Raw genomic sequence first — 20,412 nt, 5'->3', positions numbered from 1 at the left:
TGATTTAAACTGAAGAGTTTGATCATGGCTCAGATTGAACGCTGGCGGCAGGCCTAACACATGCAAGTCGAACGGTAACATGACTAGCTTGCTAGTTGATGACGAGTGGCGGACGGGTGAGTAACGCGTAGGAATCTACCCAGTAGCGGGGGATAAGCCAGAGAAATTTGGTCTAATACCGCATACGCCCTACGGGGGAAAGCAGGGGATCTTCGGACCTTGCACTATTGGATGAGCCTGCGTGAGATTAGCTAGTTGGTGAGGTAATGGCTCACCAAGGCGACGATCTCTAGCTGGTCTGAGAGGATGATCAGCCACACTGGAACTGAGACACGGTCCAGACTCCTACGGGAGGCAGCAGTGGGGAATATTGCACAATGGGCGCAAGCCTGATGCAGCCATGCCGCGTGTGTGAAGAAGGCCCTAGGGTTGTAAAGCACTTTCAGCAGTGAGGAAAGGTTAGTAGTTAATACCTGCTAGCTGTGACGTTAACTGCAGAAGAAGCACCGGCTAACTCCGTGCCAGCAGCCGCGGTAATACGGAGGGTGCGAGCGTTAATCGGAATTACTGGGCGTAAAGCGCGCGTAGGTGGATTGGTCAGTCAGATGTGAAAGCCCAGGGCTCAACCTTGGAACTGCACCTGATACTGCTAATCTAGAGTACGGTAGAGGGTAGTGGAATTTCCTGTGTAGCGGTGAAATGCGTAGATATAGGAAGGAACACCAGTGGCGAAGGCGACTACCTGGACCGATACTGACACTGAGGTGCGAAAGCGTGGGGAGCAAACAGGATTAGATACCCTGGTAGTCCACGCCGTAAACGATGTCTACTAGCCGTTGGGAGACTTGATCTTTTAGTGGCGCAGCTAACGCGATAAGTAGACCGCCTGGGGAGTACGGCCGCAAGGTTAAAACTCAAATGAATTGACGGGGGCCCGCACAAGCGGTGGAGCATGTGGTTTAATTCGACGCAACGCGAAGAACCTTACCAACTCTTGACATCCAGAGAAGTTACTAGAGATAGTTTCGTGCCTTCGGGAACTCTGAGACAGGTGCTGCATGGCTGTCGTCAGCTCGTGTTGTGAAATGTTGGGTTAAGTCCCGTAACGAGCGCAACCCTTGTCCTTATTTGCCAGCACTTCGGGTGGGAACTCTAAGGAGACTGCCGGTGACAAACCGGAGGAAGGTGGGGACGACGTCAAGTCATCATGGCCCTTACGAGTTGGGCTACACACGTGCTACAATGGCCGGTACAGAGGGCCGCGAACCTGCGAGGGTAAGCTAATCTCAGAAAACCGGTCGTAGTCCGGATTGGAGTCTGCAACTCGACTCCATGAAGTCGGAATCGCTAGTAATCGCGAATCAGAATGTCGCGGTGAATACGTTCCCGGGCCTTGTACACACCGCCCGTCACACCATGGGAGTGGATTGCACCAGAAGTAGCTAGCTTAACCTTCGGGAGGGCGGTTACCACGGTGTGGTTCATGACTGGGGTGAAGTCGTAACAAGGTAGCCCTAGGGGAACCTGGGGCTGGATCACCTCCTTAAACGAAAGCCGATTCTCGGCAAGCGTTCACACGAATTATCTGATCAGAGAAGTTAAGAGCAACGGTGTAGGCTTGTAGCTCAGCTGGTTAGAGCGCACCCCTGATAAGGGTGAGGTCGGTGGTTCAAGTCCACTCAGGCCTACCAATAATAGCCTTACTGTTTTCTTTGGGGCTATAGCTCAGCTGGGAGAGCGCCTGCTTTGCACGCAGGAGGTCTGCGGTTCGATCCCGCATAGCTCCACCATCATCCTAAGGATGAGAAGGAAGAGTTTTAAAACATATTGTCGGTTAAGACATTATCTTTTAAAGCTTTTTTGCTTTAAACGCTCTTTAACAATTTGGATTTGATTCATTTGATTTAGATTTAAGACATGTAGTTTTACTGCATGCGCCAATTCGGCGAAATCTATCGTTACTAGCAATACAAGTTACTGTGATTCCAGACGCCTTCGGGTTATATGGTCAAGTGACTAAGCGTGCACGGTGGATGCCTTGGCAGTCAGAGGCGATGAAGGACGTTGTAACCTGCGATAAGGTTCGGGGAGGTGGTAAACAACCTTTGATCCGGACATTTCCGAATGGGGAAACCCACCTATTTATAGGTATCTTTTAACTGAATACATAGGTTATTAGAGGCGAACCTGGGGAACTGAAACATCTAAGTACCCAGAGGAAAAGAAATCAACCGAGATTCCCTAAGTAGCGGCGAGCGAACGGGGACCAGCCCTTAAGCTTTATTAGATTTAACAGAACACTCTGGAAAGTGTGGCCATAGTGGGTGATAGCCCCGTATGTGAAAGGTCTTTTAAAGTGAAATCGAGTAGGACGGCACACGTGAAACGCTGTCTGAATATGGGGGGACCATCCTCCAAGGCTAAATACTCCTGACTGACCGATAGTGAACCAGTACCGTGAGGGAAAGGCGAAAAGAACCCCTGTGAGGGGAGTGAAATAGACCCTGAAACCGTGTACGTACAAGCAGTGGGAGCCGTTTTCGGACGGTGACTGCGTACCTTTTGTATAATGGGTCAGCGACTTACTTTTAGTGGCAAGGTTAAGCATTTGCGGAGCCGTAGGGAAACCGAGTCTTAATAGGGCGTCCAGTCGCTAGGAGTAGACCCGAAACCGAGTGATCTATCCATGGGCAGGTTGAAGATGCAGTAACATGCATTGGAGGACCGAACCGACTGTCGTTGAAAAGCCAGCGGATGACTTGTGGATAGGAGTGAAAGGCTAATCAAACTCGGAGATAGCTGGTTCTCCTCGAAAACTATTTAGGTAGTGCCTCGTGTCTAACCATGGGGGGTAGAGCACTGTTTCGGCTAGGGGGTCATCCCGACTTACCAACCCGATGCAAACTCCGAATACCCATGAGTTCAATCACGGGAGACACACGGCGGGTGCTAACGTCCGTCGTGGAAAGGGAAACAACCCAGACCGTCAGCTAAGGTCCCAAAGTTTATGCTAAGTGGGAAACGATGTGGGAAGGCTTAGACAGCTAGGAGGTTGGCTTAGAAGCAGCCACCCTTTAAAGAAAGCGTAATAGCTCACTAGTCGAGTCGGCCCGCGCGGAAGATATAACGGGGCTAAGCATAACACCGAAGCTACGGATGCACTTTGTGCATGGTAGAGGAGCGTTCTGTAAGCTGTTGAAGCGGAAGCTGTAAGGCACCGTGGAGGTATCAGAAGTGCGAATGCTGACATGAGTAACGATAAGGGAGGTGAAAACCCTCCCCGCCGGAAGACCAAGGGTTCCTATCCAACGCTATTCGAGGTAGGGTGAGTCGGCCCCTAAGGAGAGGCTGAAGAGCGTATCCGATGGGAAACAGGTTAATATTCCTGTACTGCTCATAACTGCGATGGGGGGACGGAGAAGGCTAGGCTAGCGCGGCGTTGGTTGTCCGCGTTTAAGGTAGTAGGTTGAGGACTTAGGCAAATCCGGGTCCTTAAGACCGAGAACCGATGACGAGGTCCTTTATGGACTGAAGTAGTTGATGCCATGCTTCCAGGAAAATCCTCTAAGCTTCAGGTTATGACTAACCGTACCCTAAACCGACACAGGTGGTCAGGTAGAGAATACTAAGGCGTATGAGAAAACTCGGGTGAAGGAACTAGGCAAAATGGCACCGTAACTTCGGGAGAAGGTGCGCCGCTGACGGTGATGAGACTTGCTCTCTAAGCTGTTGGCGGTCGAAGATACCAGGTGGCTGCGACTGTTTATTAAAAACATAGCACTCTGCAAACTCGAAAGAGGACGTATAGGGTGTGACGCCTGCCCGGTGCCGGAAGGTTAATTGATGGGGTTAGCACTTGTGCGAAGCTCTTGATCGAAGCCCCGGTAAACGGCGGCCGTAACTATAACGGTCCTAAGGTAGCGAAATTCCTTGTCGGGTAAGTTCCGACCTGCACGAATGGCGTAACGATGGCCACACTGTCTCCACCCGAGACTCAGTGAAATTGAAATAGCTGTTAAGATGCAGTTTACCCGCGGCTAGACGGAAAGACCCCGTGAACCTTTACTACAGCTTCACAGTGGACTTTGACATTACTTGTGTAGAATAGCTGGGAGGCTTTGAAACTTGGACGCCAGTTCAGGTGGAGCCACCTTTGAAATACCAGCCTGGTAATGTTGAGGTTCTAACCCAGTTCCCTAAGCGGGATCGGGGACATTGTGTGGTGGGTAGTTTGACTGGGGCGGTCTCCTCCCAAAGAGTAACGGAGGAGCACGAAGGTACCCTCAGCATGGTCGGAAATCATGCAATGAGCGCAAGAGTAGAAGGGTGCTTGACTGCGAGACAGACACGTCGAGCAGGTACGAAAGTAGGTTCTAGTGATCCGGTGGTTCTGTATGGAAGGGCCATCGCTCAACGGATAAAAGGTACTCCGGGGATAACAGGCTGATACCGCCCAAGAGTTCACATCGACGGCGGTGTTTGGCACCTCGATGTCGGCTCATCACATCCTGGGGCTGAAGCCGGTCCCAAGGGTATGGCTGTTCGCCATTTAAAGTGGTACGCGAGCTGGGTTTAGAACGTCGTGAGACAGTTCGGTCCCTATCTGCCGTGGGCGTTTGAGATTTGAGAAGAGTTGCTCCTAGTACGAGAGGACCGGAGTGAACGAACCTCTGGTGTACCGGTTGTGATGCCAATTGCATTGCCGGGTAGCTACGTTCGGACGGGATAACCGCTGAAAGCATCTAAGCGGGAAGCCTCCTTCAAGATGAGATCTCACTGGGAACTTGATTCCCCTAAAGGGCCGTTGAAGACTACGACGTTGATAGGTTGGGTGTGGAAGCGCTGTGAGGCGTTGAGCTAACCAATACTAATTGCCCGTGAGGCTTGACCATATAACGCCCAAGGCGTTTGGCAAGTGACTTGTAAGATACGTAAGACGATAGAGAGTAACGAATTAGCGCGTAGTTAAGCTACAGTCGAAGAACTATCTAGATCAAATAAAAGAAGAATCAGATCTAAGTTGTAACAGTTTTGCTTGGCGACCATAGAGTTGTGGAACCACCTGAATCCATCCCGAACTCAGACGTGAAACGCAACATCGCCGATGGTAGTGTGGGGCTTCCCCATGTGAGAGTAGGTCATCGCCAAGCATTTAATTAAGAGAAAACCCCGGTCACGCTGTGATCGGGGTTTTTTCGTTTATAACCGTGTTTAGAGAGCAGCTAGGCAAGCAGAGAAAATATCAAATATGGGTGGGTAATCTAAAGGCTGGTCATGCTTTATAGAAGAAGGCACACTGATACGCTGTCCTTCGCTGTCCTTCGCTGTCCTTCGCTGTCCTTCGCTGTCCTTCGCTGTCCTTCGCTGTCCTTCATTGCCTCAGATCAACATCTTATTTCTTACCGACCCCTTTACCGGTACCGTCATATATTTGTATTGTGCGTATGCGTAAAATAGGAATCAGTTTCGATTATTTATAAGGGTTTATGGAATGTCTAACTTGTTAATGGCTGGGAAAAAAGTACTTGTTGTTGGTATCGCTAATGATAAAAGTATCGCTTATGGCTGCGCGAAGGTTTTGAAAGCCCAGGGTGCGGAGTTGGCCATTACTTATCTTAATGATAAAGCTGAGCGCTTTGTGCGCCCTTTAGCAGAGGAGCTTGAGGCGGATATTTTTATGCCTCTAGATGTTTCGGCACCTGAACAGATGGATGCTGTGTTCTCCGAGATTGAGTCGAAATGGGGTGAGTTAGACGGTGTGATTCACTCTTTAGCGTTCTGTCCGTTAGAGGATCTACATGCCCCTATTTCTGAATGTTCACGTACCGGTTTCTTACAGGCTATGGAGATTTCCTGCTATTCATTTATTGATATGGCAGCGCGTGCTAAAGGGCTTATGAAAAATGGTGGTTCGCTAATTAACTTCTCTTACCTCGGTAGTGCCTTGGCTACAGGTGATTACAACATTATGGGTTGTGCTAAAGCCGCTTTAGAGGCCGCAACTCGTTATTTAGCACGTGACCTTGGACCTCAGGGGATTCGTGTGAACTCTATTTCACCAGGAACTATAGCGACGCGTGCTGCCGGAGGAATTAAAGACTTTGATGCCATGCTACAGCACAATGAAGAGATGGCTTGTGATGGTAAATTACCGACAATCGAAGAAGTGGGTAACTCTTGCCTCTACTTTATGTCACCGCTCTCTGAGGGTGTAACTGGCCAAATCCATTACGTTGACCACGGTGTTTGTATTGTAGGTTGATCTTATTCCGTCTAGCTGTGCTTACATGTGCAGCTAGACGGAGCTTCTTCTTTATGGCTTTAGTTCTATTGATGAATCAATGATCAATAAACCAGGGTGTTATAAAGTAACTCTTTTCTCTCTTATATCTGATAAAACAAGGCTGTAGGGCAGCTTATTCATATAGATTCTGTTAAGTTATTCCTTACATGGCCGACACGGTTACTGAATGTTTACTTAATCATTAATCTTGGGTTTTTCGATTGAAACGATTGTTTAAGCTCGGTAGATTTGTTGTTAGAGAATTAAGCGAATAGTGCAGGAGTTAACGCTTGCTTTCATTTCTTAAGAAAAAGTCTGCGGTAAACGGTTTAACTTCCCTCGTTATCAATAAGGGAGGCGTTTCTTTTGCACATGTTCGAGATGGTAATACTCAGCCAGAACTTGTCTGTTGTGAGTACAGCGCATCGACTAACCCTTTAGTTGAGCCCAAACGTTTTAGGGATTTGATAGAAGCGAATAACCTTCTGGGTACGAAAACTGCATTAGTTTTGCCAGAATCTAGCTATCAGATTCATCTTGTAGAGCGCCCTGAAGTCCCAGACGAAGAGCTTGCTGAAGCTTTACGTTGGCGACTCAAAGATTTGATTACCTTCGATGTCGAACAAGCAGTAATTGACTATATTGACCTACCAGAAGACGCCTATCGAAGCCGCAGTCGCATGGTTTATGCAGTAGCTGCCGAACAGACCAAGGTAGATCTATGGGTTGATTGGTGCAGAGAAATAGGTTTGGATATTACTGCAGTCGATGTGCCTGAGTTGGCTTTGCTTAACTTAACGGAAGACCTTGCTGATAGTGAATCTGGTTTAGCTGTATTCAATATCGGTGAAGAAGGCAGTTCGATTAACCTTCTCTCTGATAGCGCTTTATATTTCACTCGTAATCTTAGCTACAGCCATACGTCAGCCCCTGATAACGCTTCAGCTGCTGTACTTGAGCTTCAGCGCTCTCTTGATTATTACGAAAGCCAAGTAGGTAAACCTCCTTGTGTGCGCTTACTTGTGATGCCCATGCAAGCGGATGAATCGCCGCTAATGAACGAATTACGATATAGCCTAGCGCTTGATATTCACTCATTAGATCTCAATAACCTTATTTCATCCGATATAGACCTTACTGAGTCTCTCCAAAATCAGGCTACTGTTGCTATTGCTGCGGCGTTACGCACTGAATTTGCTATAACTGAGGTGGTTAAGTGAAACAACGAATTAACCTCTATAACCCTCACAAATCCAAAAAGAAATTTGAGCTCTTAAGCCTGCAAGGTAGCGTCACAGTTGCTATAGCAGCCATTGCGGTTGTTCTGTTATGTGGACTCGGTTTGAAGTGGTATGCATCTGAACAGGAAAGCACGTTCGCTAAACTGCAACAGAACAAAGTTAAGATCGACGAAGCAGTCGCTACAGAGCAAGCGCGCTTTAGTAATCTTCAAGTACAGCCAGAAATTTTGGCTGAACAGCAACGTTTAAAAGATGAGATTGCTGCACGGAAAGCGTTACAAAGTTTATTGCATAAAGTGCAACCAGCTCAGAGTGTTAATTTCTCGTCTTATCTCTATGCTCTGGCTGATGCTTCATTAACGGAAAGTTGGTTAAGTCAGTTCGTACTTGATAATGATAAACGCAGTTTTGCTTTGGGTGGTGGTGCTGTCGATGGCCCGTCAGTTGCTTCCATGATTGAATCGATTGCTAGTACTGAAGAATTCCAAGGTATGAATGTTAATACGCTAACTGTAAACGCTGAAGGTAGTGGTGTGCGCTTTGAGGCTTTAGCGGAGTTGCGCAGTTATGAATAAACGTTGGCAGGAGTGGGACAGTAAATGGAATGAGCTAACGGCACGTGAACGTATCATGTTGCTTGTAGTTGGCTTAGTAGCCCCTTTAGCATTGATCTTTGTGTTCTTAATCGAACCTGCAATGATCGTATTACAAAAGGTGCCAAGTAAAATCGAAGCTATGCAAACCAGCATCGATGCTCAAGATCGCGTTTTACAGCTGCTAAAGAGTCAAGAACCGAAAGATCCTAATGTCGAGGCAAGAGCTGAGCTAAAACGTTTGCGTACTCAGTTATCTGAGGCTAATCAGGATATTAAGCGTGCTGCTACCAACCTTGTTTCGCCTGATCAGATGCTGACTTTGTTGAGATCAGTATTAGCCAATCAACAAGGTATTGCGCTTGTGAGTGCTAAAAGCCTACCTGTCGTAGCTAAACAGTTAAATGAAACGCCAGTTGATGCTGATAAAGATACCAAGCCTGTGGGTCCGCAAGCTGTAATCTTTATTCATCCATTTGAATTAGAGCTGGAAGGCACTTATCAGGGTTTATATGACTATTTGCAGAAAATAGAACAGCTAGATGGTGTGTTCTTTTGGGATACATTGGAATACAAAGTTGACGAGTATCCTACTGCAAAAGTGAAGATCAAAGTTCATACCTTAAGCTCTGAAGCGGGGTGGTTAGGTGCCTAAATTAGTCATTCTATTAATTACACTGCTTGGTAGTAGTCCGATTTATGCCGAGCGTTTACCTGCCGATCCAACAAAGCCGTTGGCTTCTCATGTGGCTATCGGTGACATCAAAAAGCCTGAGCAAGGATATGTGCTTAGTTCTTTGATTGTTGGAAAGCGAACTCCCTCTGCAATTATTAATGGTCAACGTGTGCAGCAGGGTGATCTGGTTGATGGTGCCGAAGTTGTCGAAATCAACCGTACAGGAGTTAAGTTGAACACTGGAAGTGAATATCAGATTATCTCTTTAGCTGAACGAAAAGGCTTCAGCAAAGTTAAGAGTGGGAAATAGGCTAGAAATAATGATGAAACGTATTTTCAATGCTCTTGCTATGGGCAGTGTTCTTGTCTTAAGCGGCTGCCAAACTCTTCCGCCTGTTGCAGGTACGACCACTAAACAAGTGGGTGAATCCGCGATTGAAGAAGCGATTGAAGAGAACCAAAAAGCGGTCACTGCAGCACCTCCGCCACCACCTCTTGTTCCTGCTCTTTTACCGCCGCTTGATTTACAAAACAGTCAGGCGGTTAATGAAGAGCGTTTTGATATTACGGCTGAAGCATTACCTGCAAAAGATTTCTTCATGGGGTTGGTACAAGGTACACCGTATAACATGATCGTTCATGAAGCGGTCGGTGGCAGTATCTCGCTTGAATTAAAAAATGTCAGTGTCGCTGAAGTTATGCAGGCGGTTCAGCGTGTATACGGTTATGAATTCGAACGCACAGGTAACCTATATCAAGTATTGCCAGCCTCACTACAAACAGAACTGTTCCAGATTAACTATTTAGACATTCAGCGTGATGGTACATCTGATACTCAAGTAAGTGCTGGTTCTGTCAGTACTTCAGGTGAAAACTCTAGTGCCGAGGAAGTGATTGGTACCCGCATTAGTACCAAAACCTCGACTAATTTCTGGGGTAATCTAAAAAGTACGCTAGAGACCATTGTTGCTGGTGAAGGCCGCAAAGTTGTTGTAACTCCACAGACAGGCGTTGTTGTAGTCCGTGCGCTACCAAGTGAACTTTCCACTGTGCGCGAATATCTGGCTCAGGCCGAATTGATCTTGCATCGTCAGGTAGTAATTGAAGCGAAAATATTAGAAGTAACGTTGAATAATGGTTTCCAAGCGGGTGTTAACTGGTCCGTTTTAGGTAAACCGGGGCAAGGTAATACAGCCCTATTTAGCCAGTCTTCTGTTGGTTTGAATAATGATGATGGTATTGGCGGTATCTTCAAAGCTGATCTGAGTATTGGTGATTTTACTGCTGTAATTGAATTATTGGGTAGTCAAGGTGATGTACAGGTACTGTCGAGCCCGCGTGTATCGACCGTCAACAACCAGAAAGCAGTGATCAAAGTCGGTACAGATGAATTCTTTGTGACTGAAGTTGAAAATACGACTACTACAGGTACGAGTACAACATCATCACCGAGTATTGAACTGACGCCTTTCTTCTCTGGTATTGCGTTGGATGTAACCCCGCAGATAAGTGCCAGTGGCGATATAGTTTTGCATATTCACCCAACCGTTTCTGAAGTGGTAGACCAGCAGAAACAGATCAGCGTGGGTACTGATGATTTTAATATCCCATTAGCTCTAAGCTCTATTCGTGAGTCGGACAGTATTGTCCGTGCAGAGAGTGGTCAGGTGATCGTAATTGGCGGTTTGATGAAATCCACTGACAGCGATCTACGTGCTAAAACGCCGGGATTGGGTGATCTTCCGGGTGTTGGTAACTTGTTTAAGCAAAAACGCCAAGCAGGCAGTAAAACTGAACTTGTGATTATGTTACGGCCTGTATTAGCAAACCACGATAATTTGCAGAATGAGCTAAAACGCAGTTTGCGATCTTTCCAGAGCCTGCAATCTACACCAGCAATGTAATAGGAGTGCTGGATGTACACTGAACATTTTGGTCTGAGTGAACTGCCGTTCACTCTGACGCCAAACACACATTTCTTTTTAAATATGCCAACGCATCACGAAGCGTTGAACCTAATTATGGTCGCCCTTGCCGGGGGCGATGGCTTTGTAAAAGTGGTTGGCGAAGTTGGAACTGGTAAAACCCTGCTGTGTCGCAAGCTTCTGAATGCGTTAGAAGGTGACGAGTATGTCACAGCTTATATTCCTAACCCCTATTTAAGCCCTGATGAGTTTCGAAAAAGTTTTGCTAAAGAGATAGGCCTTGAGGTCGCAGATTTAGAACACTTCGAGTTATTAGATGCGATTAACCACAAACTAATTGAGTTAGCACAAGCGAAACTTAAAGTTGTTTTATTGGTGGACGAAGCTCAAGCAATTCCAGAAGAGACAGTCGAAGCTCTGAGATTGCTAACCAATCTAGAAACGGAATCAGCTAAGCTATTCCAAGTTGTCCTATTCGGGCAGCCTGAATTGGATGAATTACTCAGTAAGAAGTCCTTGAGGCAACTGTTGCAGCGTATTACTTTCAGCTATCAACTCAGCCACCTAGATAATGAGGCAGTTGAACATTATATAAATCAACGTATTCAGCGGGCAGGCTTTCAAGGGATGTCGTTATTTAAACGCGACGCAGCTCGAAAAATCGCTCAAGCCTCGGGTGGTACTCCTAGGTTGATAAATATATTAAGCCATAAAGCATTAATGGCTGCTTATGGGAAAGGTGACCTTAAAGTAGATGGAGACCATGTTTTCAGGGCGATTGAGGATACCGAGGGGATTTCCATTCCAAGCAACCCACTGCCGTTAATTTGGGGAAGTATAGGCTTGCTGTTCACTGTAACAATCATCTTTGTTTATTTAGGTATCCTTAAGTGAGTCTGGTCAATGACATGCTCCGAGATTTGGAGCAGCGCAATGAGCGCCCAGTAAGTATGGATGGAAATCAGTCGAGTATTAAAGCTGCTCAAACTGTGGAGGTGGAGAAGCCCAATAGCTTACCGCGATTGATACTGTGGTTTATCGGGTTCAGTGCTTTATTAATGACTGCCTGGCTTCTTTGGCAAGATCAGTCTTCCTCGTCTGCTGTAGGAAATAAAGAGGTTCAACCAGCTCTATCTTCTAAGGGAATGACAGATCAGCCTGTAACACCTGAGGTTGCGCCAACTCCAGCTGTGCCTGTCGTTGTGGAGTCTAAAGTAGAACCTGTTGAGCCAAGTCGAACTGTTATTACTGAGATAAAGTGGGCTGGAACGGACCAAGGTGGAGATCTTGTCGTTCGTCTAGATGGCGCTGCTGATGTGCAAGTGGTTAGCCAAAATGCAAATGTGATTGTTATCGCTTTTGATGATGCGATTTTGCAGTCAGCGTTGCCTAGTATTAGTAATGGGTTGGTGAAAAGCGTCGATTTAAATACCGAATCTGATCGTGCTTTGCTGACAGTTACAACCCTAAGAGACAGTCAGTTTGCCTTCCGTGTTCAACAAGCACCAACCACGCTAATTTTGGGTGTAATTGCCAAAGAATCCAATGTTGAAGCTGTTGAGCATGTGCCTCAAGTTGTTTCTGAAAACCACTCTTTAGAAGAGGGGGTAGAAACAACTGAAAAAATAGAAGAGATTATTAAAAAGACTAACGCGATTAAGTCAGGAAAAGAGTTACAAGTTGCGCACCCAAATGATGTCATGGCTGAAAAGAGTCGACCAAGTAAACCTGTAACTAAAGTAACGGCTAAATTGTCAGATCAGCAGTCAGCTGATCGGGCGAGGCGTTTGATAAATCAAGGTAAGTTGGCTGATGCTGAAACGTTGCTGCTGAAAAGTATAGCGGAGCAGGTATCTAACTCTTTGGCTTCTAGACGTTTATTAGCGACGTTGTATCTGTCGACGGGTAATCAACAAAAAGCTGAGCGCGTATTGTCTGATAGCTTGGTGCTATTCCCATCAGATACTGCTTTACGCAAGCTGCAGGCTCGTATTTGGCTAACCTCAGATCAGCAGATTCAAGCGGTTTCCTTACTGGAAAAAGATAAGCCTGCAATGAAGCAAGATACAGAGTTCTATGAGTTATTGGCGAGTGCGTACCAACAGAGTGGTAACTATACAAAATCAGCTCAAAACTATTATCAGCTTTTGCAATTGAATAATCAGGTTCCTCGTTGGTGGGTTGGGCTAGGTTATGCGTTTGAGCAGTCACAGCGTTTCCACGATGCGCTTAATGCGTATCGAAGCGCAGCGAAGATTCCGTCGATCGACAGTAGTTTGAAACAATATGCACAACAGCGTGTTCAAGCGCTGTCTGGGCGCTAGGAGGAAGGGGCTGCATGGCTGCACCTAAAATGAAAATCCGAATTGGTGACTTGCTAGTTCAGAATGGTGTTATTACCGAACCGCAGTTGATGGAAGCTTTAGGCCGCCAAAAAGAAACGCGCCAGAAGCTGGGTAAAACGCTAGTTACCATGGGATATGTTCAGGAACAGCAGTTTCTGGAGTTTTTATCGCAGCAGCTTAATATTCCTCTGGTTGATCTAACTCATTACTCCTTTAACCAGGACGATGTTCTGCGCCTGCCGGAAACGCAGGCACGTCGATTCAGAGCTTTAGTCTTGAAAGAGGATGTTGATCATTTTTTAGTGGGTATGTCCGACCCTATGGACATATTCGCGTTTGACGAGTTGCAAAGAGCTCTGCCTAAGCCTATTGAACAGGCGGTGGTATCAGAAGCTCAGTTACTGCAATCGATGGATCTGCTTTATCGTAAAACCAGCGATATTGAAGACCTAGCTGATCAGTTAAACGAAGAGATCGCCGATGATGCTTTCGATCTTGCTGCGCTTACCGCAACTGATGAAGTAGATGTTCCGGTTGTGAAACTTCTGAAAAGTCTATTTGAAGATGCCGTGCAGGTTGGTGCTTCCGATATTCATATTGAGCCGGACGAAAGCGTATTGCGTATCCGTCAGCGTGTTGATGGCGTTTTGCATGAGCACGTAATGAAAGAGAAGCGTATCTCTTCTGCATTGGTACTCCGATTAAAGCTAATGGCGTCTCTGAATATTTCGGAGAAGCGTCTACCGCAAGATGGTCGCTTCAACATCAATGTCTCCGGTCATAGTGTTGATGTACGTATCTCGACGTTACCAATTCAGTTCGGCGAGTCGGTAGTAATGCGTCTACTTGACCAATCGGGCGGAATTATCGGTCTAGATAAAGTTGGCTTGCCTGATCATATGCTGCCGCGTTTACGTAAAATGATAAATGAGCCTCATGGCATCTTATTGGTAACTGGCCCTACAGGTAGTGGTAAGACAACCACGCTTTACGGCGCATTGAATGAACTAAACAGCCATCAGAAAAAGATCATTACCGTAGAAGATCCGGTCGAGTACCGCTTGCCACGTATTAATCAGGTGCAGGTGCAGCCGAATATAGGTTTGGATTTCTCCACTGTATTGCGTGCAACCTTGCGTCAGGACCCTGATATTCTTCTGGTAGGTGAGATTCGAGATAAAGAGACCGCAGAGATTGCATTGCGAGCTGCGATGACAGGTCACTTTGTACTGTCGACCCTACACACCAATGATGCGGTATCCAGTGCCATGCGTTTGACTGATATTGGTATTGAGGGCTACCTAGCAGCGTCTGCGTTAAATGGCATCCTAGCGCAGCGCCTAGTACGAAAAATCTGTGAAAACTGTAGTCAGCACTACAATCCAACTGGTCAGGAACAGCTTTGGCTAAACGAGCGTCAAGAAGAGTTAGGCTTAGATGATATTGAATTGAAAAAGGGCCGTGGTTGTACCTACTGTAATAATACCGGTTACAAAGGCCGAACAGGTATTTTTGAGCTTTTAGAGATCAATGATGCCATGGCGGATGCATTACGACGTGACGACAGTGCTGCTTTCACCATAGCGGCAAAAACTGATCCTCACTATAAACCGCTCGTATATAGTGCATTAGATTTGGCTATAGCGGGTGTTACTTCCCTAGAGGAAGTGTTCCGTGTGACAGAGCAGTTGGATGAATCAATGTATCTTGATGCTCCATCTGCAGAAGAAGCATCTGCACAACCTAGTTCCGGTTTTGAACTGGAATAAGCGAGCGAGATAAACCTATGGCGATCTATAGTTATCGAGGACGAAACCGTGAAGGGGTTGAAGTGAATGGCCAGCTTGAAGCGGGTACATCGGCTTTGGCTGCATCTCAGTTAAGTGCCGATGGCATTATCCCAATAACGATTCAAGTCGCTGAAAAGGTTGCTGAGAAAAAGGGCAGCAAAGATATTCAGATCAAACTGTTCCAGAAGATCTCTTTGGATGAATTGATCATGTTTAGTCGGCAGATGTATAGCTTAACCAAAGCTGGTGTACCAATTACCCGAGCAATGCGTGGTTTGGCTAATACAGTAACGAACCCATTGCTAACAGAAACCCTTTCGCAGTTAGCTGATGATCTTGAAAAGGGCCATGCGCTGTCTTCTGCCTTAGCCAAACACCCTAAGGTCTTTAACGAACTGTATATCAGCATGATCCATGTAGGTGAAAATACCGGTCAGTTGGATGATGCATTTAGGCAGATGGCTGCTTACCTCGAGTTAGAAAGGCAGACAGTTAAAAATATTAAACAAGCGACTCGTTATCCTTTGTTTGTCTTGATTGCTATCACAGCGGCTGTTGCCATTATCAATATCTTTGTTATTCCTGCTTTTAAATCTGTATTCGAAAGCTTCGGTGGTGAAATTCCTTGGCAGACTCAAGCGTTGATTACGCTTTCTGATTTTACGGTGGATTGGTGGTATGCCATTCTGATCGGCATCGTTTTGAGTGTATTTACCTTCTACCGGTGGAAGAAAACTGAAAAAGGCCACATGACTTGGGATCGAAGAAAACTGAAGTTTCCCATTGTTGGGCCGATATTCTACAGAGTCATACTAGGGAGATTTTCTCGTACCTTTAGTATCGTATTGAAAGCAGGTGTGCCTATTGAACAAGGCTTGTCGATCGTTGCTAACGCTGTTGGTAATCGCCATATAGGCAAAAAAGTGGCTGGTATGCGTTTAGGTATTGAGCGAGGGGAATCTTTTACCCAAACCGCTCATCAGACCGAGATGTTCAGCCCTCTAGTGATGCAGATGTTGGCGGTTGGTGAAGAGACCGGTCGAGTAGACCAGATGCTTGAAGAGGCTGCTGGGTTTTACGAACAGGAAGTAGAGTACGATCTTAAGAACTTAACCAGCGCTATTGAGCCTATTTTGATTATTGCTATAGGGGCAATGGTGCTGGTGTTGGCCTTAGGTGTGTTCCTGCCATTGTGGGAGTTAAGCACGACCATTAATGGTTAGGGAGGATAAAAATTGCAACGGAGATGTAGTGGTTTTTCGTTATTGGAACTAACCATTTCAATTTTTATCATAACAGTGCTGATGGCATTTGCACTGCAACGATTGGAATTACTGATCGAAGATGTAGAGCGAGTATCTTTTGAAGGTAGTCGAGATAATATCCAGGCGCAGATAACGCTCAAAGTAGCTTATTGGTTTGCTGAGCAACAGGCTGTTTCTCCAGAGAAGATAGCTAACCAAAATCCTGTGGATTTGATACAACATAAACCATCAAATTATGCAGGCGAGCTTTCGTTTAGTGAATTGCAACATGCTGCTGGAGAACATTGGTACTTTGTGACTGATAAACGTTGGTTGGTTTACAAGGCTAAGCGGATAGACAATTTAGACAACGAATTTATGCAGGCTGATTTGATCCCTTTTAAGATCGAGTTGGGTCTTCAGAATAGTAGAGCGGCTGAAGGTCTAGCAATAGAAGCGAAGCTAAAGCCGTTATATAAATTTTATTGGCAAGCAGATTAGCTATACAAAGGTGAGCTAATTTGTTAGAAATCAAATAATTGCAAACTTAAACCCAAGGGCAAAGAGTTCCATGAAAAAGCAAGCAGGTTTTACAATCATTGAATTAGTTGTAGTAATTGCTCTACTAGGTATTTTGGCTGCGGTAGCTCTACCGCGTTTTATTAATGTTACTGATGATGCTCACAATGCTGCGGTTAAAGGCGCTGCGGGAGGTTTTGCTGCCGGTGTCGCTCTGGCTAAAGCGAAAGCCGTGGTAGAAAATGCTGCATCAGGAGCTAATGTATCTCTTGATGGCGATGCTGCAGTTGCTGTAAATGGATTTGGTTATCCAACGGGAGCTTCAGGAGCGGGCGCCACAATTAATAGCGCAACAGAGTGTATTGGCGTTTGGGATAATGTTTTGCAGGGTAGCCGACCTGCAGCATCAACTGCTACCGCTAATGGTGTGGATTATGTGGCTGCAGCGGTAGATACTGAAACTTGTACATTCACTTACCGTGTGAATGCGCCTTCAGGTGCTAGCCGATTGATTACTTACGAAGCAGATTCGGGTAATGTGTCAGTTGCTGGTGCAGACGAGTAATTAGTTATTCTCTATGAGCAGTAACGGTCCTGATCTATATAGGCAATGCTGCTCTAAATCTCGCCAGCGTGGCTTTACGCTGGTCGAGATTATCGTTGTAATCATCCTGCTGGGTATTCTCTCAGCTGTAGCTATCCCTCGAATTGGTAATGTTGCTCGCTACGATGAGCTTGCGCTTCGCAGTGCCATTATGGGGTCGTTACGTTTAGCGCAAAAGGCTGCTTTAGCGCAGCATGCATCTTCCGTTTATTGGGTGTTAGAGCGCTCGTCTGATACACAATGGCAGATCGCTTTGTTGATAGACGCTGACACTTCAGATGCAACGCCGCCTACAAGCATTACACCTCCTCAGCTCAATGCTGAGATCACAGCAGATACGGTTTTATCCTACACTGCGTCCCTCGTATCGGGCACTGAGTCAGGTAGTTTATCTTCGGGGCAAAACCTAGTGGTGATGTATAACCAACTGGGCGATATGATCCGCGTTGATAACAATGTGGTTTTGAGTTCGGCTGCGAGTTTTCCTGATGACAGTCAAGAGGTTGATAGCAGTCTGCAATTTACCGATGACAATGGCGATTACTGCCTTTCACTGACTGGGTATACTTATGAAACGACCTGTCGCTGAACGAGGCTTCTCGCTAGTTGAAGTAGTCATCACCATTGTGATTATTGCTATCGCTCTCACAGCAGCGATAGCAGGTTGGGGCACCATTGCCCGCCATAGTGCTGATGTCATGTGGCAAACCAAAGTATCCTATCTTGGACAGGCTTACCTCGAAGAGATTTTGTCGCGCCGATACGATGAACTGACCCCTTTAGGCGGCAGCCCACCTTGTGACCCTTGTACACCCGAAGCACAATTTGGCGTGAATGCTAGTGCGCCGATTACCAGTAAAGATGGTGAATCTCGGGAAGAGTTTGATGATGTCGATGACTATCATGGCTTAACAGAGAGCGCGGTTGGTTTATTCAATGCGCTTGTGACGCCGGGTGGTATTCAATCTTACCAAGGTTATGAAGTCTCTGTTCAGGTGACTTATGTCGGAAGCACCTATTTCTCTGGTTCTGACTCTGAGTTAGTCAAACAAGTTATCGTTACCGTTACGCCTCCAGCAAATACGGGGCAGAGCCCCGTGGTATTCAGTGCTTTGCGGGGTAACTACTGATGCGTCGTCAAAGCGGCTTTACACTGGTTGAATTAATTGTCGTTATTACGTTGTTGGGGATTATCTCTCTAGTAACCGTAGGCTTTATTACTTCAACCATGCAAGGCTATGCGGATCTGACAAGGCGTGATCAACTTTCATCTGCGGCACGTGTGGCTGTTGAGCGTATGGCGCGTGAGATCAGAAACGCCCTGCCTAATAGTATCCGTGTTGGTGATTCAGGAAATTGCTTAGAGTTTATACCTGCCTTAGCGGCCTCTCGCTATATTTCTGTGCCGCTAACGGTTGTTTCGGCATCGTCAGCATTTAGTTCCGTGCCTTTTGCTACATCACCTGATCTTGGTCGTGTGGCTGTATACCCGATTGATACCAATACAGTGGATGAACCTGCTAGACCTGCAGGACAAAATCCAATCTACGATTTGGATAGCTGGTCGATTATCTCACCTATGATCAGTGCCAGTAGTGCTTTGGCGTCAGGGTCAGGCACTGTGGATGTTTTATTAGACGCTACCCATCGTTTCCCCGCAGATTCACCTTCAAAACGTTACTTTATTGTTGATGAGCCGGTTAGCTTTTGTGTTGTTGGGAGTGATCTCTATCGTTTTCAGGGGGTAAGCGGCAGTGCTTACACTTATGCGATTACCCAGCCTACGGGCGCTACTTTATTTGCGAATCTATCAGAGCCACAGGAAGCGTTGTTAGCCAGTGATGTCGTAAGCCCTGCGGATAACGATGCCTTTACCTACAGTGAAGCGACATTACTTCGAAATGGTATTGTCCTGTTTGATCTGTTTGTAGAGGATCAGGTACTAACCAGCAGGGATACAACGCGAGAAAGTATCCGAGTTCAATTTGAGGTGCAGGTGAGAAATGTCCCATAAGTTACCTGTAGTCGCACTGAGATCTAAACAGCGGGGGCTGGGCCTTATCTCGGCTATCTTTGTGATCACCGTATTAGCGGTCATCATTGCCGGTATGAGCCGTTTCTTTGCACTTAGCCAAGATGTGACCGCTCAAGAGTTTCTTGGCGCTAGGGCGATTACAGCAGCGCAAACTGGGATAGAGCTAGAGTTAACCTGTTTAGGCAATGGTGCGTCTGGCTGTGTTGCTTCGGCTGCAGTTGGAAGCCCGCCTGCACAAGTTGATTATTGGCCAGGGCCAGCCGCTAGCGACACCTTTAATATCAGCGGTCTTCAAGGGTGCCGATCGGAAGTGTTTTATCGGACAGTGACATCGCCAGAAGGTGATTTCTGGACAATCGAGAGTACGGGCTACTGTGGTGGTAGTGGCTTGGATGGAGCTTCGAGGAAGGTAATCATCAGAGCTGCCCAGTAAAGAGCAGCTCCGGTAAGCAAAACTTAGATACCGTATTCGTCGCGGTATTTACGAATCGCTTCAAGTTCAGTCGCCATATCGCCTTTTTCAGTCAAGTAATCAATCAGATCACCAAGGCTAACGATGCTGATAACAGGCATGTTGTAGTCGCGTTCTACTTCCTGAATCGCAGATAGCTCGCCTTTACCTTTCTCTTGACGGTTAAGGGCAATTACAACGCCAGCAGGTTTTGCACCCGCTTGATCGATGATCTCCATTACTTCACGAATCGCAGTGCCTGCTGTGATTACATCATCGATGATCATCACGCCGCCTTCTAGAGGTGCACCTACTAGGCTGCCGCCTTCACCGTGAGTTTTTGCTTCTTTACGGTTGAATACGTAAGGAACGTCATCACCGTGCTGATCAGATAGGGCTACCGCTGTTGTTGCAGCTAGTGGAATACCTTTATATGCAGGGCCAAGCAGTACGTCGTAGTTAACGCCAGAATCTTTGATCGCCTGAGCGTAAAAGCGGCCAAGCTTAGCTAGCGCAGTACCTGTGTTGAAAAGACCTGCATTGAAAAAGTAAGGGCTAGTACGGCCAGATTTAAGCGTGAACTCGCCAAAACGTAGTACGTTCTGTTCGATAGCAAACTCAATAAACTCGCGCTGGTAATCTTGCATGGCAAACTCCGCTGGGAAAGGGGTAAAAAATTTGCGGCTATTCTACCAGTGGAAGCCTT

17 protein-coding genes, 2 tRNA genes, 3 rRNA genes and 1 pseudogene are annotated in these 20,412 nt (G+C 46.4%); 22 read left to right on the top strand and 1 reads right to left on the bottom strand.

The window, feature by feature from the left end; translation table 11 throughout:
• The first annotated feature begins 6 nt into the window (after nt 1–6).
• The 22 genes and pseudogenes from ACMXYT_RS16390 to ACMXYT_RS16285 all read left to right on the top strand — a co-directional run bounded on the left by ACMXYT_RS16390 (nt 7) and on the right by ACMXYT_RS16285 (nt 19,688).
• Nucleotides 7–1,546: ribosomal RNA gene (locus ACMXYT_RS16390) — 16S ribosomal RNA — on the top strand.
• Nucleotides 1,547–1,614: 68 nt separating this feature from the next.
• Nucleotides 1,615–1,691, top strand: a tRNA-Ile gene (locus tag ACMXYT_RS16385).
• A gap of 23 nt (nt 1,692–1,714) precedes the next feature.
• Nucleotides 1,715–1,790, top strand: a tRNA-Ala gene (locus ACMXYT_RS16380).
• A gap of 216 nt (nt 1,791–2,006) precedes the next feature.
• Nucleotides 2,007–4,892, top strand: a 23S ribosomal RNA gene (locus ACMXYT_RS16375).
• A gap of 142 nt (nt 4,893–5,034) precedes the next feature.
• Nucleotides 5,035–5,150, top strand: a 5S ribosomal RNA gene (gene rrf / locus ACMXYT_RS16370).
• The 16S, 23S and 5S rRNA genes sit together here with 2 tRNA genes alongside, the layout of an rRNA operon.
• A gap of 341 nt (nt 5,151–5,491) precedes the next feature.
• Nucleotides 5,492–6,262 (top strand): enoyl-ACP reductase FabI, encoded by a 771-nt coding sequence (fabI, locus tag ACMXYT_RS16365; protein ID WP_415911689.1) that lies wholly within the window; start codon nt 5,492–5,494, stop codon nt 6,260–6,262.
• A 311-nt stretch (nt 6,263–6,573) separates the two neighbouring features.
• Complete coding sequence (gene pilM / locus ACMXYT_RS16360; protein WP_415911688.1) at nt 6,574–7,503, top strand: pilus assembly protein PilM; 930 nt, start codon at nt 6,574–6,576, stop codon at nt 7,501–7,503.
• Nucleotides 7,500–8,099 carry a hypothetical protein gene (locus ACMXYT_RS16355; protein ID WP_415911687.1) on the top strand — a complete coding sequence of 200 codons (600 nt, stop codon included), beginning with the start codon at nt 7,500–7,502 and terminating at the stop codon, nt 8,097–8,099. The genes pilM and ACMXYT_RS16355 overlap by 4 nt, the downstream gene beginning before the upstream one ends.
• Nucleotides 8,092–8,772, top strand: a complete 681-nt coding sequence (gspM, locus tag ACMXYT_RS16350; protein WP_415911686.1) for a type II secretion system protein GspM — start codon at nt 8,092–8,094, stop codon at nt 8,770–8,772. The genes ACMXYT_RS16355 and gspM overlap by 8 nt, the downstream gene beginning before the upstream one ends.
• Nucleotides 8,765–9,103 (top strand): hypothetical protein, encoded by a 339-nt coding sequence (locus ACMXYT_RS16345; RefSeq protein ID WP_415911685.1) that lies wholly within the window; start codon nt 8,765–8,767, stop codon nt 9,101–9,103. Before gspM ends, ACMXYT_RS16345 begins: the two co-directional genes overlap by 8 nt.
• Nucleotides 9,104–9,113: 10 nt before the next feature.
• Entirely contained in the window at nt 9,114–10,697 is a 1,584-nt protein-coding gene (gene mshL / locus ACMXYT_RS16340; RefSeq protein WP_415882854.1) for a pilus (MSHA type) biogenesis protein MshL, read from the top strand.
• 12 nt (nt 10,698–10,709) lie between these two features.
• Nucleotides 10,710–11,612 (top strand): ExeA family protein, encoded by a 903-nt coding sequence (locus ACMXYT_RS16335; RefSeq protein ID WP_415899522.1) that lies wholly within the window; start codon nt 10,710–10,712, stop codon nt 11,610–11,612.
• Complete coding sequence (locus tag ACMXYT_RS16330; protein WP_415899521.1) at nt 11,609–13,042, top strand: tetratricopeptide repeat protein; 1,434 nt, start codon at nt 11,609–11,611, stop codon at nt 13,040–13,042. Before ACMXYT_RS16335 ends, ACMXYT_RS16330 begins: the two co-directional genes overlap by 4 nt.
• 14 nt (nt 13,043–13,056) lie before the next feature.
• A complete protein-coding gene (locus ACMXYT_RS16325; protein ID WP_415899520.1) occupies nt 13,057–14,832 on the top strand; it encodes a GspE/PulE family protein in 1,776 nt (591 codons plus the stop codon).
• Between the two features lie 17 nt (nt 14,833–14,849).
• Nucleotides 14,850–16,076, top strand: a complete 1,227-nt coding sequence (locus ACMXYT_RS16320; RefSeq protein ID WP_415899519.1) for a type II secretion system F family protein — start codon at nt 14,850–14,852, stop codon at nt 16,074–16,076.
• Between the two features lie 12 nt (nt 16,077–16,088).
• Nucleotides 16,089–16,142 (top strand): annotated as a pseudogene (locus ACMXYT_RS16315) (hypothetical protein); the annotation flags it as partial.
• A gap of 15 nt (nt 16,143–16,157) precedes the next feature.
• Nucleotides 16,158–16,598, top strand: a complete 441-nt coding sequence (locus tag ACMXYT_RS16310) for a hypothetical protein (RefSeq protein ID WP_415901145.1) — start codon at nt 16,158–16,160, stop codon at nt 16,596–16,598.
• A gap of 70 nt (nt 16,599–16,668) precedes the next feature.
• Complete coding sequence (locus ACMXYT_RS16305; protein ID WP_415899518.1) at nt 16,669–17,181, top strand: type II secretion system protein; 513 nt, start codon at nt 16,669–16,671, stop codon at nt 17,179–17,181.
• Nucleotides 17,182–17,194: 13 nt separating this feature from the next.
• Entirely contained in the window at nt 17,195–17,809 is a 615-nt protein-coding gene (locus tag ACMXYT_RS16300) for a prepilin-type N-terminal cleavage/methylation domain-containing protein (RefSeq protein WP_415899517.1), read from the top strand.
• Nucleotides 17,790–18,350 carry a prepilin-type N-terminal cleavage/methylation domain-containing protein gene (locus ACMXYT_RS16295; protein ID WP_415899516.1) on the top strand — a complete coding sequence of 187 codons (561 nt, stop codon included), beginning with the start codon at nt 17,790–17,792 and terminating at the stop codon, nt 18,348–18,350. Before ACMXYT_RS16300 ends, ACMXYT_RS16295 begins: the two co-directional genes overlap by 20 nt.
• The gene (locus ACMXYT_RS16290; RefSeq protein WP_415911684.1) at nt 18,350–19,234 is read left to right on the top strand and encodes a type II secretion system protein J; all 885 of its coding nucleotides are present in this window, start codon (nt 18,350–18,352) and stop codon (nt 19,232–19,234) included. The genes ACMXYT_RS16295 and ACMXYT_RS16290 overlap by 1 nt, the downstream gene beginning before the upstream one ends.
• On the top strand, nt 19,224–19,688 hold the full coding sequence (locus ACMXYT_RS16285) for a hypothetical protein (protein WP_415899514.1): 465 nt from the start codon (nt 19,224–19,226) through the stop codon (nt 19,686–19,688). The genes ACMXYT_RS16290 and ACMXYT_RS16285 overlap by 11 nt, the downstream gene beginning before the upstream one ends.
• 23 nt (nt 19,689–19,711) lie before the next feature.
• Here ACMXYT_RS16285 and pyrE read toward each other — a convergent pair whose 3' ends face one another.
• Nucleotides 19,712–20,353, bottom strand: coding sequence for an orotate phosphoribosyltransferase (gene pyrE / locus ACMXYT_RS16280; RefSeq protein ID WP_415882844.1), 642 nt, complete (start codon nt 20,351–20,353; stop codon nt 19,712–19,714).
• Between the last annotated feature and the right edge of the window lie 59 nt (nt 20,354–20,412).

The sequence above is a fragment of the Neptuniibacter sp. QD37_11 genome, assembly GCF_047778105.1.
In the GTDB taxonomy this organism is placed as follows: Bacteria; Pseudomonadota; Gammaproteobacteria; order Pseudomonadales; family Balneatricaceae; genus Neptuniibacter.
This window is presented reverse-complemented; position numbering and strand designations above follow the sequence as displayed.

What these genes read in the sequence shown, in the direction of transcription:
- ACMXYT_RS16285 (WP_415899514.1), top strand. Translation starts at nt 19,224, where the DNA reads ATGTCCCATAAGTTACCTGTAGTCGCACTGAGATCTAAACAGCGGGGG.
- ACMXYT_RS16300 (WP_415899517.1), top strand. Translation starts at nt 17,195, where the DNA reads ATGAGCAGTAACGGTCCTGATCTATATAGGCAATGCTGCTCTAAATCT.
- fabI (WP_415911689.1), top strand. Translation starts at nt 5,492, where the DNA reads ATGTCTAACTTGTTAATGGCTGGGAAAAAAGTACTTGTTGTTGGTATC.
- ACMXYT_RS16320 (WP_415899519.1), top strand. Translation starts at nt 14,850, where the DNA reads ATGGCGATCTATAGTTATCGAGGACGAAACCGTGAAGGGGTTGAAGTG.
- mshL (WP_415882854.1), top strand. Translation starts at nt 9,114, where the DNA reads ATGATGAAACGTATTTTCAATGCTCTTGCTATGGGCAGTGTTCTTGTC.
- ACMXYT_RS16305 (WP_415899518.1), top strand. Translation starts at nt 16,669, where the DNA reads ATGAAAAAGCAAGCAGGTTTTACAATCATTGAATTAGTTGTAGTAATT.
- pyrE (WP_415882844.1), bottom strand. Translation starts at nt 20,353, where the DNA reads ATGCAAGATTACCAGCGCGAGTTTATTGAGTTTGCTATCGAACAGAAC.
- ACMXYT_RS16295 (WP_415899516.1), top strand. Translation starts at nt 17,790, where the DNA reads ATGAAACGACCTGTCGCTGAACGAGGCTTCTCGCTAGTTGAAGTAGTC.
- ACMXYT_RS16290 (WP_415911684.1), top strand. Translation starts at nt 18,350, where the DNA reads ATGCGTCGTCAAAGCGGCTTTACACTGGTTGAATTAATTGTCGTTATT.
- ACMXYT_RS16335 (WP_415899522.1), top strand. Translation starts at nt 10,710, where the DNA reads ATGTACACTGAACATTTTGGTCTGAGTGAACTGCCGTTCACTCTGACG.
- ACMXYT_RS16325 (WP_415899520.1), top strand. Translation starts at nt 13,057, where the DNA reads ATGGCTGCACCTAAAATGAAAATCCGAATTGGTGACTTGCTAGTTCAG.
- gspM (WP_415911686.1), top strand. Translation starts at nt 8,092, where the DNA reads ATGAATAAACGTTGGCAGGAGTGGGACAGTAAATGGAATGAGCTAACG.
- ACMXYT_RS16310 (WP_415901145.1), top strand. Translation starts at nt 16,158, where the DNA reads ATGGCATTTGCACTGCAACGATTGGAATTACTGATCGAAGATGTAGAG.